Below are 17,129 nucleotides of genomic sequence, written 5' to 3'. Positions count from 1 at the left end.
GGCCGCGCAGCATGTGGAACCTGTCCTTCACGCCGCCGCAAGTCATTGAAGCCCGGGTGCTGACCCGCCTGCCGGACAACCTGCGCCAGTCCCGGCCCACGGCCTGGGTGGACGCCAACAAGCCCGGCCATGTCATGGACAGCTTTCTCGAGGGCCCGGCCTTCGACCGCGCCGGCAACCTGTACCTGGCCGACATTCCCTACGGCCGCATCTTCCGCGTGAGCCCCGAGCTGCAATGGACGCAAATCGCGCAGTACGAGGGCTGGCCCAACGGCCTGGCCGTGCACCGCGACGGCAGCGTCTGGATCGCGGACTACCGGCGCGGCATCCTGAAACTGGACCCGGCCACGGGCCGCGTGGACACGGTTCTGGGCCACCGCAACAGCGAGTCCTTCAAGGGGGTGAACGACCTCACTTTCGACGCGCAGGGCCAGTGCTATTTCACCGACCAGGGGCAGACCGGCCTGCACGACCCCACGGGCCGCGTCTACCGGCTGCGCGAAAACGGCCAGCTTGACCTGCTGCTGGGCAACGCGCCCAGCCCCAACGGCATCGCGCTGAGTGCCGACGGCAAGCTGCTGTTTGTCGCCGTGACGCGCGGCAACGCGGTGTGGCGCGCGCCGCTGCTGCCCGACGGTTCCCTCTCAAAAATGGGCGCCTTCCAGACTTTTTTCGGCGCCAGCGGCCCCGACGGCATGGCGCTGGACGCCGAGGGCCGGCTGGTGGTCGCGCATGCCAGCCTGGGCGGCGCTTTTGTGCTCAATGCGCGCGGCGAAGTCACGCATTTTGTGCGCAGCCCCGTGGGCGCCACGGTCACCAATGTCGCTTTCCGGCCGGGCACGCGCGAGCTGCTCATGACGGAATCGCAGACCGGCAGCGTGCTGGCGGCGGAACTGCCCGCGCCAGGCCAGCTTTTGTATTCACACGACACTCCGGGGTGAACGGCGGAATAAGCGGAGATTCTCTGTTGATTACTGACATTCATGCGCATAATGAAGGCGCATGGACAAACTCAAACAGCTGGAATCCTTTGTCTCGGTGGTGGCGCGCGGCAGCCTGACGGCGGCCGCCAAATCCGAGGGCGTGGCGCCGGCCATCATGGGCCGGCGGCTGGACGCGCTGGAAGAGCGGCTGGGCGTGAAGCTGCTGGTGCGCACCACGCGGCGCATCGCGCTCACGCATGAAGGCAGTGCCTTCCTCGAAGACTGCCAGCGCCTGCTGGCCGACCTGGCCAATGCGGAGGCCAGCGTGTCGGCCGGCGGCGTCAAGGCCAGCGGCCATTTGCGCATCACGGCGCCGGCGGGTTTCGGGCGCCGGCACGTCGCGCCGCTGGTGACCCGCTTTCGCGAGCAGCATGCCGACGTGACGATTTCGCTGAACCTCAGCGACCGCGTGGTCGACCTGGCGGGCGAGGGCTTTGACTGCGCGGTGCGCGTGGGCGACCTGCCCGACTCCTCGCTGGTCAGCGTGCGCATGGCCGACAACCGGCGCCTGTGCGTGGCCACGCCGCGCTACCTCAAGACCCACGGCACGCCGCAGCACCCCAGCGAGCTGGCGCGCTTTGACTGCCTCACGCTGTCCAGCGATGCCTCGCAGACGCGGGGCTGGGCCTTCCAGGTGGGCGGCGAGCTGGTGCACCTCAAGCCGGGCGGGCCGCTCGACTGCTCCGACGGCCAGGTCCTGCACGACTGGTGCCTGGCCGACTGCGGCATTGCCTGGCGCAGCACCTGGGAGGTCGAATCGGAGATCGCCGCCGGGCGGCTGACGGCGGTGCTCGAAGACTTTGCCGCGCCGCCCAACGGCATTTACGCCGTGTTCCCGCAGCGCAAACATTTGCCGCTGCGGGTGCGGCTGTGGGTAGACTTCCTCAAACACCATTACAGCCAGCCCGAGTTCTGGCGCACCCCGTCGGCCTCCGCCGCCGCCAAGCCCTGACACCCCAACAAAGAAAAGAAGGGCCCCGCGATGACGCTCGAAGCCCTGCTGGCTTATGCCCACCTGCTGGCGATTCTCACCATGGTGGTTTTTCTCGCGAGCGAGGCGGCGCTGTGCCGCGTCGAATGGCTGAATGCCGCCGTGGTCGAACGGCTGGGCAAGATAGACATGGTCTACGGCATCTCCGCGGGCCTGGTCCTGGCGACCGGCCTGGCGCGCGTGTTCCTGGGCAGCAAAGGCGCGGCCTGGTATGCGCACAATCCCCTGCTTTATTTAAAGCTGGCCATGTTCCTGGTGATGGGACTGATCTCCATCAAGCCGACGCTGATGTTTGTGCGCTGGCGGCGCGCGCTGCGCGCCAATGGCGCCCTGCCCGACGCGGTGGAGGTCAAGAAAGCGCGCCGGCTGGTGATGGTGCAGGCGCACATCCTGCCTTTTATTCCGCTGGTGGCGGTGTTCCTGGCCCGGGGTTTTGGCTAGGGCCTAAAGCACGGAGGGAACCGCAAAACTGGCCGGCGGGTCTCCGCGCTGATGTCTTTCCCACATCAACGTATAGGCGGACTCCATATGGGCGCAAAAGCACTTTGCGTTGAACAGAGGGTATTCAGACCGGTTTCGCGACAACCTGGCGCGAATATCTGACAACAGGTCTGGGCATCTTGCCAGCTTCAGGGCCAAAGCTTCATAGTCCGCCAGGCTTTCGGTGATCAGTTCAGGCAAGCCCACCGCGCTCAACAAACTGGCGGCCACCCGGCCGGGAAACGTCGGTCCCATACAGGTCAGAACGGGCAAACCGGCCCATAAGGCATCGCTGGCGGTGGTATGCGCGTTGTAGGGGCGCGTATCCAGAAACAAGTCCGCCAGCTGGTGCCGCGCCAAGTGCCTGTCCAGGTCCAAGCGCGGCGCAAAGACCAATCGCTGCGCCGCAACACCGCGCCGCAGTGCCTCGGAACGCAGGTTCCGCGAAACCGCCGCGTTATCCTCCAGCAACCACAATACGCTGCCGCTGACTTCGGTCAGCAGGCGCATCCAGACATCGAAGACAGCGGGCGTTATTTTGTAATTGTTATTGAAGCAACAAAAAACAAAACCGGACGCCGGCAGCCCGCATTCCGCCCGGGTAGGCGTTGTTTTGGCAATCTGCCGCCGCGTATCGTTGGCTTGATAGCTATCCGGCAGCCATACGATTTTTTCGGAATAAAACCGCTGGTGTTCCTCGGGAACAACGTAGCGGTCCGCGAGGATGTAGTCGATATATTCCGCGCCCATGGTTCCGGGAAAGCCCAAGTAGTTGACCTGAACCGGAGCAGGCCTCTGGGCCAGAATGGAGGGCCGGCTGTCGGTGGTAAAACCCTTCAAATCAATCGCGATGTCGATCTCCATGTCCCTGAGCAATCCGGCCGCCTCCCGGTCGCTCTTTGCCCGAACGTCAATAAAGCGGTCAAACGAACGCAGCAAGCGCTGGCGCATCGCTCCTTTGGAATCAGGGCCAAACGATAGCGCGACAATCTCAAACCGCTCGTGGTCATGGCGCTCAAACAGTTCAGCCATCAAATAAGCGGTTGCATGGTCATGGAAATCCGCGGAAAGATAGGCCACCCGGATCTTGTCATGCGCGTAGCGCTGGCCGCTCCACAAGGGCTTGTCCGAGAGTGGACAGGCATCAGCAACATTTGTCCGCGCGCACTGCAACAGCGCGGCCATTGACTCTGTCGCCGCCAGCAGGGTGAATGGCTCGGCAGCCTTTTTCCCCTGCATGACCGCGCTGTTCAAGCGCTCCAGGTCCAACTCATGCCGCGACCAATCGCACGAATACATCCTCGAGGCAAACAGGTTCCCAATGGCATAGGGATACTCCGGCTCGATGTCGATCAATCGCGCGAGGGCGTGCGCGGCATCATCGTGCCGGCGCAGGCAGCTCAACATTTCACCAAGGTTCCCCCATGCATTGGCATGCCGCGGCTCCAGCGCCAATACCCGCTCAAAGGAGGCCAAGGCCTCTTCATGCCGGCCCAGCGCCCCAAGCACGATGCCGCGGTCGTTGAAAGCCTCCGCGGAGGCCGGCTGTAGACCGACCAGCTTGTCGTAACTTGCCAGTGCATCCTCAAGCCTGTTGGATCTGCGGAACAGGTTTCCCAGGCTGCCATGAACCTGCGCATGATCCGGGCTGAGCTGCAGCGCGTTCTGAAAATACTGGATTGCCCGCGGCAAATCGTTCTCGTACGCATACAGCTGGCCAAGATGGGCGTGAAAATCCGCCACCTCCGGGCATGCGGCTATCCCTTTGAGCACAATCTCCTTGGCGCGCTCGATTTGCCCGCTTTCCAGCAACATCTGGCATAAATCGCCATAAACAATCTCGAAGTCCCGTTTGAGGTCGAGCGCCCGGACGAAGTTTTCTATAGTGATCGTTGCCCTGCCTTGCTTCTTGGCGATGACGCCGAGAAGATAAAAGGCGTCGGCCAGTGCCGGATTGATCTCCAGGCTCCGCTGGAGCGCATGTTCCGCCTCTTGGTAACGCTGTTGTTTCCCGAGGGCAAACCCGAGATTGAGGCAGGCGTCGGCGTCCAGCGGGTTGACCGCAATGGCTTCACGGTAGCTGCCTGATGCCAGGTCCAGCTTGCCTTCGGCAAGAAAGGCATTTCCGCGGCGCCTCAAAATATCGCCTTGGGATGTTGGATCGGGTGCCGTCGATGTGCCGCGCGCACTTTCCGGCGCTCCAGCAGGGCTCGCTTGCTTCTCCGCGGTGAAGATGCCTTTTCTCAACCAGTTGAACACCCCCATACGCTTCCTTTTGCGACCAAAGACCCTTACTGCAGCGTGCCCCCATGCAGCACGGCGGCCACCCATGCAATCGAAACCTTGGGCGCCTGTTTCAGTGGAACCCCTATTTTGAACCGCTGGCGCCGCACCCAATTTTTAAAGCAACCCTCGCACCAGCCAGAAGGCCGTACCCCACATCATCAGCGCCACCAGCAAGTCCATGGCGCGCCAGACGGCCGGTGAATTGAGCCTGCGGCCCACGCACCACAGCGCCACACCCAGGCCGGTGAACCACAGCAGCGAGCCGGTGATGGCGCCCAGGCCGAACACCGCGTTGTCGGGCTGCGCATAGGCCAGCGAGGCCGTGCCTATGACCACGGCCGTGTCCAGCCAGGCATGGGGATTGAGCCAGGACAGCGCCAGCGCCAGGCCCACCGCCTTGCGGCGCGAAATGAGCTCGGCTTCGGCCGGCGCACCGTCAGCCGCCTGCGGTGCCGGTTGCAAAAAGCGCCGCATCGCCTGGGCGCCATAGACCAGCAGCACCAGCGCGCCCGCACCGGTCATCGCGCCCAGCAGCTTGTCGGACAGTCCACCCAGCTGCGCCAGCCCCATCACACCGAGGGCGATCAGCGCCACGTCGGTCAACACACAGAGGGCGACCGTGAGCCACAGGTGCTGGCGCAGCAGGCCCATGCGTATGACATGGGCGTTCTGCGGGCCTATGGCCATGATCAGCGAGAGGCTCAGGACCATACCGGTCAGGAAGGCGGGGGCGGCAAGCGGGTTCATGGTGCTTCTTCAAAGGTTCAGGAGAGTCGGCTTGCACGCAGTGTCGGGCAAAGCCCATAATGCTTAAACAAAGTTAACTAAAACTTAGATTGATTAATTAATACTTGATTCATACCCACCATGCTCGACGCCCGACAACTCGATGCCCTGGCCGCCGTGATTGAGCACGGCAGCTTTGGCGAGGCCGCCAAAGCCCTGAGCCTGACGCTGGCCGCCGTCTCGCTGCGCATCAAGTCGCTGGAAGGCGAGCTGGGCCAGCGCCTGCTGGTGCGGGGCAAGCAGGTGCGCGCCACGCCGGCTGGCCAGGCCTTGCTGGGCCATGTGCGGCAGCTGCGGCTGATGGAGTCCGACCTGCTCGCGGGCCTGCAGGGCGGCGGCAAGGCCGGGCGCCTGCAAAGCCTGAGCGTGGCGGTGAATGCCGACTCCCTGAGCAGCTGGTTTTTGCCGGGCGTGGCGCCGGTGCTGCAGGGCCACGGCCTGCTGCTGGACGTGGTGGTGGACGACCAGGACCACACCCACGACGCGCTCAAGAGCGGCGACGTCACAGGCTGCGTGACCACGCTGGCCCAGGCCATGCGCGGCTGCGTGGCCGAGCCGCTGGGCGTGATGCGTTACCGCTGCATGGCCTCGCCGGCGCTGCTCGCGCAGTGGAACGAGCCCACGACGGGCGGCCAGGCGGCGGGGCCGAACCGTCTGGCCCATCGCCTGCTGGCCAGCCCGGCCGTGATCTTCAACCGCAAGGACGCGCTGCAGGACACTTTCCTGGCCCAGCATTTCAAGCTCAAGGATGCGCTCTACCCGCGCCATTTCGTGCCCGCCGTCGATGCCTTCGAGCTCGCGCTGGAACTGGGCATGGGCTGGGGCATGGTGCCCGACATCCTGCTGGCCGCGCGCGCGCGCCGCCCGCCGCTGCAGGAGGTGTTGCCGGGTTGCGCGGTCGATGTGCGGCTTTACTGGCAGCACTGGGCGCGCGAACCGCTGGCGGCGCAGCGCCTCACGCAGGCCGTCAGGCAGGCGGCGAAAGAGCAGTTACTGCAGGACTGACGCGGGAAAAAAAAAGCCTGCCGGGTTGTCCCCAGCAGGCTTTTTAGGGTTTGTGAGAAACGCAGCGGCTTTACTTGCTCAGGCACTCTTTCATGAAAGCCTTGCGTTCATCGCCTTTTTTGCCCTTGGCGTCGACGTTGCAGCTTTTCATCTTCTCTTGCTGCGTGGCCTTCTTGGCGCTCAGGCATTCCTTCATGAAGGCTTTGCGTTCGTCGCCCTTCTTGCCCTCGGCATCCTTGTTGCAGGCGCCCATCTTGGTTTGCTGCGCGGTCTTGGCGGGAGCGTCCTGGGCATGCGCCACGGGAGACAGGATCATGGTGGCGGCAAAAGCGAAGGCGGTCAGGGATAACAGCTTTTTCATGGTGGCTCCAATGGGTTGGGAATCGGGATTGAGTTCCGGCTGGAATTCCAACACATAACGCCGGGCCAGGCAAATTCGATGACCGGGCATGCGCGCGCGCCGGGCGGCGCATGGCTTAACCGTAAAATCAGCCCATGCTCTCGATTAAAAAAGACCTGCTCGCGGCCCTGGCCGCGGGCCTGGAAGAACTTTCCCCCGGCGCGGGCGACAAAGCCGCGTTTGAATCCCCCAAGGTGGCGGCCCACGGCGACTTTGCCTGCACGGCCGCGATGCAGCTGGCCAAGCCGCTCAAGCTCAATCCGCGCCAGCTCGCCGAAAACCTGCGCGCCGTTTTGCTCAAGGCCCCGGCCTTCGAGCGCTGGGTGGACGCCATCGAGATCGCCGGCCCCGGCTTCATCAACATCCGCCTCAAGCCCGCCGCCAAGCAGGAAACCGTGCGCGAGGTGCTACAGGCCGGCGCCGCCTACGGCACGCAGGCCGCAGGCAGCGGACGGCGCATGATCGTCGAGTTCGTTTCCGCCAACCCCACCGGACCGCTGCACGTGGGCCACGGCCGGCAGGCCGCGCTGGGCGACGCGATCTGCAACCTCTTCGCCACCCAGGGCGCGCAGGTCTGGCGCGAGTTCTATTACAACGACGCGGGCGTGCAGATCCAGACCCTGGCCGCCAGCACGCAGGCGCGCGCCAAGGGCCTCAAGCCCGGCGACGCCGGCTGGCCCGAATCGGCCTACAACGGCGACTACATCGCCGACATCGCGGCCGACTTCCTGGCGAAAAAGACGGTCAGCTCGGACGACCGCGAGTTCACCGCTTCCGGCGATGTGGAGGACATGGACTCGATACGCCAGTTCGCCGTGGCCTACTTGCGCCACGAGCAGGACCTGGACCTCAAGGCCTTCTCGGTGAAGTTCGACAACTATTACCTTGAGTCCAGCCTGTACAGCTCGGGCCGCGTCGACGCCACGGTGGCAAAACTGAAAGACGCCGGCAAGACCTATGAACAGGACGGCGCGCTGTGGCTGAAGTCGACCGATTACGGCGACGACAAAGACCGCGTGATGAAAAAGAGCGACGGCAGCTACACCTACTTCGTGCCCGACGTCGCCTACCACCTGGCCAAGTGGGAGCGCGGCTTCGGCAAGGCGATCAACATCCAGGGCATGGACCACCACGGCACCATCGCCCGCGTGCGCGCCGGGCTGCAGGCCGCCGGCGAGGGCATTCCCCAGGGCTATCCCGACTACGTGCTGCACACCATGGTGCGCGTCATGCGCAACGGCGAGGAGGTCAAGATCTCCAAGCGCGCCGGCAGCTACGTCACGCTGCGCGACCTGATCGAATGGACCAGCGCCGACGCCGTGCGTTTCTTTTTGCTCAGCCGCAAGCCCGACACCGAGTACATCTTCGACATCGACCTGGCGCTGGCCAAGAACAACGAAAACCCGGTGTACTACGTGCAGTATGCGCACGCGCGCATCTGCTCCATCCTCACCACCTGGGCCGAGCAGGGCGGCGACGAAGCCAGCCTGAAGTCCGCCGACCTCTCGGCGCTGGACAGCCCGCAGGCCCAGGCGCTGATGCTGCTGCTCGCCAAATACCCCGAGATGCTGGCCAACGCAGCCGCCGGCCTAGCGCCGCACGACGTGGCGTTTTACCTGCGCGAGCTGGCCGCCTGCTACCACAGCTACTACGATGCCGAACGCATCCTGGTCGATGACGAGGCCGTCAAGCGCGCCCGGCTGGCACTGGTCGCGGCGACCGCGCAGGTGTTGCACAATGGCCTGGCGGTGCTGGGCGTGAGCGCCCCGCGCAAGATGTAAGAACGCCGGTAGCACCCGGATTTTCAGGACAAGGCAATGAACGTGGGCAAGGGTATGAATACACAACGAGGCGGGACGCTGCTGGGTTTGATCATTGGCGCGCTGATAGGCCTGGGCGCCGCGCTGGCCGTGGCGGTCTATATCACCAAGGTGCCCGTGCCTTTCATGAACAAGAGCCAGGCGCGCAATCCCGACAGCGATGCCGCGGAAGCCAAGAAGAACAAGGACTGGAACCCGAACGCGCCACTGGCCGGCAAGAACCAGCCCAAGCCGCCGCCGGCCGCGGCCACCCCTGAAGTGAGCGGTGTTGCCGTTCCCGACCCCGCCGCACCCAAGGCCGCCGCCTCGGCGCCTGCCAAAACCGCCGCCGCCAAGCCCGCCCCCGCGGCCGACCCGCTGGGCGACCTGGCCAAGGCCAAGGTCGAAGGCCTGTCGTCCGGCCCCAGCGTGGATCCTTTCAGCTACTTCATCCAGGCCGGCGCCTTCCGCACGCCTGAAGACGCCGAACAGCAGCGCGCCAAGCTGCTGCTGCTGGGCATGCAGGCCAAGGTCACCGAGCGCGAGCAGGCCGGCCGTACCGTGTACCGCGTGCGCCTCGGGCCTTTCGACAAAAAGGAAGACGCCGACAAGGCCAAGGAGCGGCTGGACAACAATTCCATTGAAACGGCCCTGGTCCGCGTGCAGCGCTGACCCCCTGTTGCGGATAAGCTGAACTTTTCACGGGGCCGGTGTACAAACCCCTGTGCCCCGCAATACGAGGCCGCCGTCCGCAGGGGCGGCTTACCCACCCTTTCTGTCATACCAGGAGAAGAATCTGATGCAACGCCGTGAGTTTTCGTTTTCAGCCGCCTCGGCGGCCGTCGCCAGCCTGAGCGGCATCGCCCTTCCCACGCTGGCGCAAGCCCAGGCCAAGGCCCCCAAGGACGGCGCCGACTATGTGACGCTGGACAAGCCGGCGCCCACCGAGGTCCCCGCGGGCCAGGTCGAGGTGGTGGAGTTCTTCTGGTACAGCTGCCCGCATTGCAATGCCTTTGAGCCGACGCTCGAGGCCTGGATGAAGCAGGCGCCCAAGGATGTGACGGTGCGGCGCGTGCCGGTCGCCTTCCGCCCCGATTTCGAGCCCCAGCAGCGCCTTTTTTATGTGCTCGAGGCCATGGGCAAGGTCGAGGAACTCCACAAAAAGGTGTTTTACGCGATCCACGTGGAAAAGTTCGCGCTCAACACCGCCGACTCCATCGCCGCCTGGGCCGAAAAGCAAGGCCTGGACAAGGCCAAGTTCATCGAGATGTACAACTCCTTCACCGTCACCACCAAGGCCCGCAAGGCCACGCAGCTGCAGGACATCTACAAGGTCGACGGCGTGCCGGCGCTGGGCATTGCGGGGCGTTACTACACCTCGGCCACCCTGGCCCAAAGCATGGTCCGCGCGCTGCAGGTCACCGATTACCTGATCGCGCAGTCGCGCACCAAAAAGTAAGGCCGTAAGGCATCCGTCCAGGGCCGCAGCGGCCCACGCCGAAAAACCCGCCTCGTTCCAGGCGGGTTTTTTTATGCCCCTAATATTCACCCGTGCAAGCCATTCCCACAGCTTGCATGGCTACAATGGCCCAACCCAAAGCAGCAAGATTCGTGCCTTATGAAACACCCCCTTTATTTCCTCGTCCTGCCGGCCGCTTTGGCGCTGGGGGCGGCGTTTCCGGCCTGGGCCGAAAAAGCCGACCGGGACAAGCCCATGAACGCGGAGGCCGATGCCCTGCGTTATGACGACCTGAAGCAAACCAGCGTGTTCACCGGCAACGTGGTGATCACCAAGGGCACGACCATCGTGCGCGGCGCGCGGGTCGACGTGAGCCAGGACCCCGAGGGCTACCAGCAGGCGATCGCCATCGCGGCGCCCGGCAAGCTGGCCTTCTACCGCAAGAAACGCGACGGCGTCGACGAATACATCGAAGGCGAGGGCGAGCGCATCGAATACGACAGCCGCGCCGACCTGGTCAAATTCATCAAGCGCGCCGTGGTGCGCCGCTACAACGGCGCCACCCTGGTGGATGAAACCACGGGCGCCGTGATCGTCTACGACAACAACACCGACGTCTTCACCGTGGACGGCGGCGCGCAGAACAGCACCGCCGCCAACCCGAGCGGGCGCATACGCGCCATGCTGTCGCCCCGCGCCGCCGCATCGGCCCCGGGCGCCGCGCCCGCCCCCGCAGCCCCGCCCGCTGCCTTGCGCCCCAGCACCACGCTGGGCAGTGAAAAGAAATAGAAAGAACCTGCACAGATGGATGTGGTGACTGACACTTCGGCGGCCAAGGCCGCAACCCCCAGCCGCCTGGTGGCGCAGGGGCTGCAAAAATCCTACGGCAGCCGCAAGGTCGTGCAGGACGTTTCGGTGGCCGTGCAAAAAGGCGAGGTCGTGGGCCTGCTGGGGCCCAACGGCGCCGGCAAGACGACCTCCTTCTACATGATCGTGGGCCTGGTGCGCGCCGACGCCGGCGAGATTTCCATCGACGGCCAGTCGGTCGAGCACATGCCGATTCACCTGCGCGCCCGCCTGGGCCTGAGCTACCTGCCGCAGGAAGCCTCGATTTTCCGCAAGCTCACGGTGGAAGAAAACGTGCGCGCCGTGCTTGAACTGCAGCTGGACGCGAACGGCAAGCCGTTGGGCCGCGCCGACATCGAGTCGCGGCTCGATGCCCTGCTGCAGGACCTGCGGGTGGACCATTTGCGCAATTCGCCGGCGCCGGCGCTGTCGGGCGGTGAACGCCGCCGCGTCGAGATCGCCCGCGCCCTGGCGACCCAGCCGCGCTTCATCCTGCTTGACGAACCCTTCGCCGGCATAGACCCGATCGCCGTGATCGAGATCCAGCGCATCATCGGCTTCCTGAAGTCGCGCGGCATCGGCGTGCTGATCACCGACCACAATGTGCGCGAAACGCTGGGCATCTGCGACCATGCCTACATCATCAGCGACGGCCACGTGCTGGCCCAGGGCACGCCGTCCGAAATCGTGAACAACGCCGATGTGCGCCGCGTCTATCTGGGCGAGCACTTCAAAATGTAAAGATGGCTCCCCCCCTTTGTCGCTCACTTCGTGTAGCTCCCTCCCCCCTCGAGGGGGCGGCGCCTGCGGCCTGGCAAAGCCAGATCCGCGGCCCCCGCTCGCACTTTTTCTGCGCTTCCTTCAAAGCTCCTTGACATGAAGCAGGGCCTCTCGCTCCGCGTCTCGCAGCATCTTGCGCTGACGCCCCAGCTGCAGCAGTCGATACGCCTGCTGCAGCTGTCCACGCTCGAGCTGAGCCAGGAAGTCGAGCAGATGCTCGACGAAAACCCGTTTCTCGAGGTGTCGGACGAAACCGCGGTGCGCGAGGAGTTCGGCCTGGAGCATGTCAACACGCCGGTCAGCCAGGACAGCCGCGAGTTTGAATCGGCCGCCGATGCAACGGCCGGCGGCGGCGCGGAAGACGCGGGCCTTTCAGCGGCCGGCGAAGCCGAGGTCAGCGCGGAACCCAAGCTCGAGGAAAGCTGGGAAGGCGACGGCACGGTGGAGACCACGCCCGACGACAGCGAATGGGGCAGCGATGCGCCTGCGCGCAAGAACAACAACGAGGAAAGCGAGGCCGAGGCCTCGGACCTCACGGGCGGCCATGAGTCGCTGCAAGACCATTTGCACCGCCAGTCGCTGGGCCTGCGCCTCTCAGAGGAAGACCGCGCGGCCCTGCATTTCCTGATCGAGTCGCTCAATGACGACGGTTACCTCGAAGACAGCCTGGCCTCGCTCGCGGCCGGCCTGGCCGGCGGCGACCTGGAACAGGCCGAGGACCTCGAGCAGCGTTTTGCCATGGCGCTCAAGCTGCTGCACCACATGGAGCCGGCCGGCGTGGGCGCGCGCAACCTGGCCGAATGCCTGAGCCTGCAGCTGCTCGACTGCAAGGACTGCGAGGAGACCCGCGCCGCCATCGCCGTGTGCAAGCACCCCATGGAGCTGCTGGCCAAACGCGACGTGAAGCGCCTGTCCTACCTGTGCGGGTTCACCGAGGCGGCCATCAAGGGCGCGATCGCCGTGATAGGCCGGCTGGACCCCAAACCCGGGCGCCGCTTCGTCAACGTGGAACGCAACCTGATCGTGCCCGACGTCATCGTCGTGAAGTCGGGCCGGGGCTTCAAGGTCACGCTCAACGGCGACGTGATGCCGCGCCTGCGCGTGCACGACATCTACGCCAATGCCCTCAAGCAGCACAAGGGCCAGGACGGCCAGGCGCTGCAGCAACGCCTGCAGGAGGCGCGCTGGTTCATCAAGAACATCCAGCAGCGCTTTGACACCATACTGCGCGTGAGCAGCGCCATCGTCGAGCGGCAAAAGAGTTTCTTCACGCACGGCGAACTCGCGATGCGCCCGCTGGTACTGCGCGAAATCGCCGACGAACTGGGCCTGCACGAATCCACGATTTCACGCGTGACCACCGCCAAGTACATGGGCACGCCGTTCGGCACCTTTGAACTGAAGTATTTCTTCGGCTCCGCGCTGGGCACCGAAACCGGCGGCAACGCCTCGAGCACGGCGGTGCGCGCGCTGATCAAGCAGTTCGTCTCCTCCGAAAGCGCGAAAAAACCGCTCAGCGACAACCAGATTTCCGAAATGCTCAAGGAGCAGGGCATTGAATGTGCGCGCCGCACCGTGGCCAAGTACCGCGAAGCGCTGCGCATCGCGCCGGCTAATTTACGCAAATCACTCTAGCCGCGGTCAGGCAGCGCTGCCCCGTCCCTCAAAGTCAGTCATGAACCAACTTCAACTCTTTTTACCCTGCGCCGCGGGCGTCGAAGCCCTGCTGGCCGCCGAGGTGCAGCGCATCATCGGCATCCAGGGCAAGGCCTGGCGCGCCGGCGTGCAATTGCAGGCTTCCTGGCGCGATGCGCTGCAGCTCAACCTGCACAGCCGCCTGGCGCAGCGCGTGCTCATCGAGCTGCAGCACAACCAGTACCGCGGCGAGCAGGACCTCTACAACGCCGCCGCCAACGTGGCCTGGGAGATCTGGTTCACGCCCAAACAGACCTTCAAGGTCGAGATCACCGCCCAGCACAGCCCGCTGACCAGCCTGAACTTCGCGGCGCTGAAGATCAAGGACGCGATCGCCGACCGTTTTCGCGCCAAATTCGACGACGTACGGCCCAGCGTCGACACGCGCTGGCCCGACGTGCGTGTCTATGTGCACCTGACGACGGACACCGTCACGATTTACATCGACACCTCGGGCGAGCCCCTCTTCAAGCGCGGCTGGCGCGAGGACAAGGGCGACGCGCCGCTGAAGGAAACCCTGGCCGCCGCGATGATCGCCGCCAGCGGCTGGGACCAGCTGTGCAAAACCGGCGTGCCGCTTTACGACCCCTGCTGCGGCTCGGGCACCATTGCCATCGAGGCCGCGCAGATCGCCTGCAACATCGCGCCCGGCATCAACCGGCGCTTTGCTTTCCAGAAGTATCTGCCCTTCCAGGGCCATGTGTGGGACGGCCTGCTGGACCAGGCCGAAGCCGCCATCACCGAGCCCACGGCACCGGTGTTCGGCAGTGACGTCTCTTTCCGCATGGTCGACTTCGCCGAGCGCAATGCCGAACGTGCCGGCGTGGCCAATGCGGTGGAATTCCGCGGCGGCGACGCGCTGCAGCGCATGCCGCCCGCGCCTTCGGGCGTGATGCTGGTGAACCCGCCTTATGGCGAGCGCATCGACGTTGCCGGTGTGGCCGGCATCACCGGCGTGCAGGGCCGCGACCAGCGCCGCCAGCAAGGACATGCCGAAGGGCGCGTGCAGCACGACCACCGCAACCAGCCGATTGACGAGTTCGGCCAGCCCTTGGGGCCCGACAGCGGCGACACGCGTGAAGAGCCCGCTTTCGAGACCTCGCGCGACCGCTCAGCCAACCCGGGCCGCGAACAGGCGCAGAACGCCTGGGGCGAGGAAGCCGCCGACTTCTTTCCGCAGCTGGCCGCGCACTGGAAGAAAAATTACGCGGGCTGGACTGCCCACGTGCTGACGCCCGACCTCAAGCTGCCCGGCAAGATGCGCCTGAAGGAATCGCGCCGCGTGCCCATGTGGAACGGCCCCATTGAATGCCGGCTGTTTCGCTTCGACATGGTGGCCGGCTCCGCGCGCGGCAAGCCGGGCTCGACGGTCGCGGCGCGCGAGCCGGCGCCGTGACCGCGCTGGCGCGCCAGCCCGTGGTGCTGGACACCAACATCGTCCTCGACCTGTTTGTCTTCAATGATGCGGCCGCGCAGCCGCTGAAGCAGGCGCTGCAAGCCGGCGAACTCGACTGGCTGGCCACTGCGCCCATGCGCGACGAACTCGCGCGCGTGCTGGCCTACCCGCAGATCGCGCCGCGGCTGGCGTTTTACCAATTGAGCGCCGACGACGTGCTCGCGGCCTTTGACCGCCACGCCCGGCTGCTGGAGGCGGCGCCCAAGGCAAGCGTCACCTGCAGCGATGCCGACGACCAGAAATTCATAGACCTGGCGGTGGCGGCGAAAGCGACGCTGCTGAGTAAGGACAGAGCCGTGCTCTCCATGGCCAAACGGCTGGGCAGCCTCGGCGTCAGGGCGCAGAGCGCCCTGCGGGCTTAGCGGCAGCAGGCCTGTTCAGGCCGCCGCGACGCTGGCGCCCGAAACCGCAGCGCCGTCCGGCCCGGCCGGCGCCTGCATGGCGGCGCCATTGGCGCGAAAGCTGTGCGCGCTGGCCAGCGGCCAGTAGTAGCTGAACACGGTGTTCTGTTTTTCCAGCGAACCCAGCAGTGCGCCGGGCTCCACCCGCATGATGAGGTTGCTGAGCAGGCGCACCTCGGTGTCGGTCAGGCGGCGCACGATGTGGTGGGCGTTGACCTCTCGCGGGTGGCACAGGCCCGCGGCCTGCACCAGCTCCTGCAGCGCATGCAGCGTGCTGCGGTGGAAGTTGCGCACGCGCTCGGCCTTGTCGGGCACCACCAGGGCCTGCTGGCGCACCGGGTCCTGCGTGGTGACGCCGGTCGGGCACTTGCCGGTGTGGCAGCTTTGCGCCTGGATGCAGCCCAGCGCCATCATGAAGCCGCGCCCTGCGTTGCACCAGTCGGCGCCCAGCGCCATCAGCCGCACCATGTCGAAGGCGCTGACGACCTTGCCGGCCGCGCCTATGGAGATGCGGCTGCGCAGGTTCACGCCGATCAGCGTGTTGTGCACCAGCAGCAGGCCTTCCTGCAGCGGCGCGCCCACATGGTCGGTGAACTCCACCGGCGCAGCGCCCGTGCCGCCCTCGGCGCCGTCCACCACGATGAAGTCCGGCGTGATGCCGGTCTCCAGCATGGCCTTGACGATGGCGAACCACTCCCAGGGGTGGCCTATGCAAAACTTGAAGCCGGTCGGCTTGCCGCCCGAGAGCTTTCGCAGCCTGGCGATGAAATGCATCATTTCCACCGGGGTGGAAAACGCGCTGTGGCTGGAGGGCGAGATGCAGTCCTTGCCTTGCGGCACGCCGCGCGCGGCGGCGATCTCCGCGGTGACCTTGGGGCCGGGCAGTATGCCGCCGTGGCCGGGCTTGGCGCCCTGGCTCATCTTGATCTCGACCAGCTTGACCTGCGGGTCGCGCGCATTGGCGGCGAAACGCTCCTCGCTGAAGCTGCCGTCCTCGTTGCGGCAGCCGAAGTAGCCCGAGCCGATTTCCCAGATCAGGTCGCCGCCGTGCAGCCGGTGGTGCTGCGAGATCGAGCCTTCCCCCGTGTCATGCGCGAAGCCGCCCAGCTTGGCACCCTTGTTGAGCGCCATGATGGCGTTGGCCGAGAGCGAGCCGAAGCTCAGCGCCGAGATGTTGAAGACGCTGGCATGGTAGGGCTGGGTGCAGGGCTCGACCGAGGGCGAGGGATGCTCGGGCGAGCCGCCTATCCAGACGCGGAAGTCGTGCGAAGCCAGTTTGGTCGGCGACATCGAATGATTGACCCATTCATAACCCTGCGCGCCCACGTCGAGCTGCGTGCCGAAGGGCCGGTTGTCGGGCTCGCCCTTGGCGCGCTGGTAGACCAGCGAGCGCTGGGCACGCGAAAACGGCGTGGCCTCGCTGTCGCTTTCAATGAAGTACTGGCGCATCTCGGGCCGTATGAACTCGAACAGAAAGCGCATATGGCCTATGACCGGGTAGTTGCGCAACACCGCGTGCCGGGTTTGCCGCAAGTCGTGCACCCCCACGCCAACCAGCGCGATACACGCCAGCAGGGCCAGCAGGGTCAACCGGCCCACGCCGAAGACCGCCAGGCTGAGCAGCGCCAGCAGCACGCCCAGCGCGCACAAGGCCATGAAGGAGTAACGAACCGGGAACCGGGCATCCAGACGCTGGAGGAACATGGTGGCGCTTCCGTGGGGGAGGGGCAGAATAACCGCGATGCGGCAGATACACTTTGCA

At 65.4% G+C, this 17,129-nt stretch carries 16 protein-coding genes; 12 read left to right on the top strand and 4 right to left on the bottom strand.

Features of this window, described 5'->3' with window-relative positions; translation table 11 throughout:
• Positions 1-11: 11 nt before the first annotated feature.
• From ACEN9P_RS12875 to ACEN9P_RS12865, 3 genes are all read left to right on the top strand, one after another.
• Positions 12-941: an SMP-30/gluconolactonase/LRE family protein gene (locus ACEN9P_RS12875; RefSeq protein ID WP_477662885.1), complete on the top strand. Its 930-nt coding sequence runs from the start codon at positions 12-14 to the stop codon at positions 939-941.
• A 61-nt stretch (positions 942-1,002) separates the two neighbouring features.
• Entirely contained in the window at positions 1,003-1,935 is a 933-nt protein-coding gene (locus ACEN9P_RS12870) for a LysR family transcriptional regulator (RefSeq protein WP_477662886.1), read from the top strand.
• Positions 1,936-1,965: 30 nt separating this feature from the next.
• The gene (locus ACEN9P_RS12865; RefSeq protein ID WP_495619466.1) at positions 1,966-2,415 is read left to right on the top strand and encodes a DUF2214 family protein; all 450 of its coding nucleotides are present in this window, start codon (positions 1,966-1,968) and stop codon (positions 2,413-2,415) included.
• Between the two features lie 3 nt (positions 2,416-2,418).
• Here the strand turns inward: ACEN9P_RS12865 and ACEN9P_RS12860 are convergent, their stop codons facing one another.
• Positions 2,419-4,719, bottom strand: coding sequence for an O-linked N-acetylglucosamine transferase family protein (locus ACEN9P_RS12860; RefSeq protein ID WP_495619465.1), 2,301 nt, complete (start codon positions 4,717-4,719; stop codon positions 2,419-2,421).
• A 135-nt stretch (positions 4,720-4,854) separates the two neighbouring features.
• Positions 4,855-5,487, bottom strand: a complete 633-nt coding sequence (locus ACEN9P_RS12855) for a LysE/ArgO family amino acid transporter (protein WP_477662887.1) — start codon at positions 5,485-5,487, stop codon at positions 4,855-4,857.
• A 120-nt stretch (positions 5,488-5,607) separates the two neighbouring features.
• Between ACEN9P_RS12855 and ACEN9P_RS12850 the strand changes: the two genes are divergently transcribed.
• The gene (locus ACEN9P_RS12850; RefSeq protein WP_495619464.1) at positions 5,608-6,531 is read left to right on the top strand and encodes an HTH-type transcriptional regulator ArgP; all 924 of its coding nucleotides are present in this window, start codon (positions 5,608-5,610) and stop codon (positions 6,529-6,531) included.
• Positions 6,532-6,601: 70 nt separating this feature from the next.
• On the opposite strand, the gene ACEN9P_RS12845 is transcribed toward ACEN9P_RS12850, so the two are convergent.
• Positions 6,602-6,892 carry a PsiF family protein gene (locus ACEN9P_RS12845; protein WP_007872703.1) on the bottom strand — a complete coding sequence of 97 codons (291 nt, stop codon included), beginning with the start codon at positions 6,890-6,892 and terminating at the stop codon, positions 6,602-6,604.
• A gap of 134 nt (positions 6,893-7,026) precedes the next feature.
• Here ACEN9P_RS12845 and argS point away from each other — a divergent pair, with 134 nt between their 5' ends.
• From argS to ACEN9P_RS12805, 8 genes are all read left to right on the top strand, one after another.
• On the top strand, positions 7,027-8,712 hold the full coding sequence (gene argS / locus ACEN9P_RS12840) for an arginine--tRNA ligase (protein ID WP_477662890.1): 1,686 nt from the start codon (positions 7,027-7,029) through the stop codon (positions 8,710-8,712).
• A 54-nt stretch (positions 8,713-8,766) separates the two neighbouring features.
• A complete protein-coding gene (locus ACEN9P_RS12835) occupies positions 8,767-9,402 on the top strand; it encodes an SPOR domain-containing protein (RefSeq protein ID WP_495619463.1) in 636 nt (211 codons plus the stop codon).
• 127 nt (positions 9,403-9,529) lie between these two features.
• The gene (locus tag ACEN9P_RS12830) at positions 9,530-10,189 is read left to right on the top strand and encodes a thiol:disulfide interchange protein DsbA/DsbL (RefSeq protein ID WP_495619462.1); all 660 of its coding nucleotides are present in this window, start codon (positions 9,530-9,532) and stop codon (positions 10,187-10,189) included.
• 159 nt (positions 10,190-10,348) lie between these two features.
• The gene (lptA, locus tag ACEN9P_RS12825; protein ID WP_495619461.1) at positions 10,349-10,978 is read left to right on the top strand and encodes a lipopolysaccharide transport periplasmic protein LptA; all 630 of its coding nucleotides are present in this window, start codon (positions 10,349-10,351) and stop codon (positions 10,976-10,978) included.
• Positions 10,979-10,993: 15 nt separating this feature from the next.
• Positions 10,994-11,776, top strand: a complete 783-nt coding sequence (gene lptB, locus ACEN9P_RS12820) for an LPS export ABC transporter ATP-binding protein (RefSeq protein ID WP_007872691.1) — start codon at positions 10,994-10,996, stop codon at positions 11,774-11,776.
• Between the two features lie 135 nt (positions 11,777-11,911).
• Positions 11,912-13,450 (top strand): RNA polymerase factor sigma-54, encoded by a 1,539-nt coding sequence (locus ACEN9P_RS12815; protein WP_495619460.1) that lies wholly within the window; start codon positions 11,912-11,914, stop codon positions 13,448-13,450.
• A gap of 40 nt (positions 13,451-13,490) precedes the next feature.
• Complete coding sequence (locus ACEN9P_RS12810; RefSeq protein WP_495619459.1) at positions 13,491-14,906, top strand: THUMP domain-containing class I SAM-dependent RNA methyltransferase; 1,416 nt, start codon at positions 13,491-13,493, stop codon at positions 14,904-14,906.
• Complete coding sequence (locus ACEN9P_RS12805) at positions 14,903-15,328, top strand: putative toxin-antitoxin system toxin component, PIN family (RefSeq protein ID WP_495619458.1); 426 nt, start codon at positions 14,903-14,905, stop codon at positions 15,326-15,328. Before ACEN9P_RS12810 ends, ACEN9P_RS12805 begins: the two co-directional genes overlap by 4 nt.
• A gap of 15 nt (positions 15,329-15,343) precedes the next feature.
• On the opposite strand, the gene ACEN9P_RS12800 is transcribed toward ACEN9P_RS12805, so the two are convergent.
• Complete coding sequence (locus ACEN9P_RS12800; RefSeq protein ID WP_495619457.1) at positions 15,344-17,071, bottom strand: FMN-binding glutamate synthase family protein; 1,728 nt, start codon at positions 17,069-17,071, stop codon at positions 15,344-15,346.
• Positions 17,072-17,129 lie beyond the last annotated feature (58 nt).

It is taken from the genome of Polaromonas sp. Polasp52 (genome assembly GCF_059491565.1).
Note: the sequence above shows the minus strand (reverse complement) of the source record. Positions and strands in the feature narration are given on the sequence as shown.

Coding starts and splice junctions, on each gene's coding strand:
- ACEN9P_RS12875 (WP_477662885.1), top strand. CDS start 12: ATGTGGAACCTGTCCTTCACGCCGCCGCAAGTCATTGAAGCCCGGGTG.
- ACEN9P_RS12870 (WP_477662886.1), top strand. CDS start 1,003: ATGGACAAACTCAAACAGCTGGAATCCTTTGTCTCGGTGGTGGCGCGC.
- ACEN9P_RS12865 (WP_495619466.1), top strand. CDS start 1,966: ATGACGCTCGAAGCCCTGCTGGCTTATGCCCACCTGCTGGCGATTCTC.
- ACEN9P_RS12860 (WP_495619465.1), bottom strand. CDS start 4,719: ATGGGGGTGTTCAACTGGTTGAGAAAAGGCATCTTCACCGCGGAGAAG.
- ACEN9P_RS12855 (WP_477662887.1), bottom strand. CDS start 5,487: ATGAACCCGCTTGCCGCCCCCGCCTTCCTGACCGGTATGGTCCTGAGC.
- ACEN9P_RS12850 (WP_495619464.1), top strand. CDS start 5,608: ATGCTCGACGCCCGACAACTCGATGCCCTGGCCGCCGTGATTGAGCAC.
- ACEN9P_RS12845 (WP_007872703.1), bottom strand. CDS start 6,892: ATGAAAAAGCTGTTATCCCTGACCGCCTTCGCTTTTGCCGCCACCATG.
- argS (WP_477662890.1), top strand. CDS start 7,027: ATGCTCTCGATTAAAAAAGACCTGCTCGCGGCCCTGGCCGCGGGCCTG.
- ACEN9P_RS12835 (WP_495619463.1), top strand. CDS start 8,767: ATGAATACACAACGAGGCGGGACGCTGCTGGGTTTGATCATTGGCGCG.
- ACEN9P_RS12830 (WP_495619462.1), top strand. CDS start 9,530: ATGCAACGCCGTGAGTTTTCGTTTTCAGCCGCCTCGGCGGCCGTCGCC.
- lptA (WP_495619461.1), top strand. CDS start 10,349: ATGAAACACCCCCTTTATTTCCTCGTCCTGCCGGCCGCTTTGGCGCTG.
- lptB (WP_007872691.1), top strand. CDS start 10,994: ATGGATGTGGTGACTGACACTTCGGCGGCCAAGGCCGCAACCCCCAGC.
- ACEN9P_RS12815 (WP_495619460.1), top strand. CDS start 11,912: ATGAAGCAGGGCCTCTCGCTCCGCGTCTCGCAGCATCTTGCGCTGACG.
- ACEN9P_RS12810 (WP_495619459.1), top strand. CDS start 13,491: ATGAACCAACTTCAACTCTTTTTACCCTGCGCCGCGGGCGTCGAAGCC.
- ACEN9P_RS12800 (WP_495619457.1), bottom strand. CDS start 17,071: ATGTTCCTCCAGCGTCTGGATGCCCGGTTCCCGGTTCGTTACTCCTTC.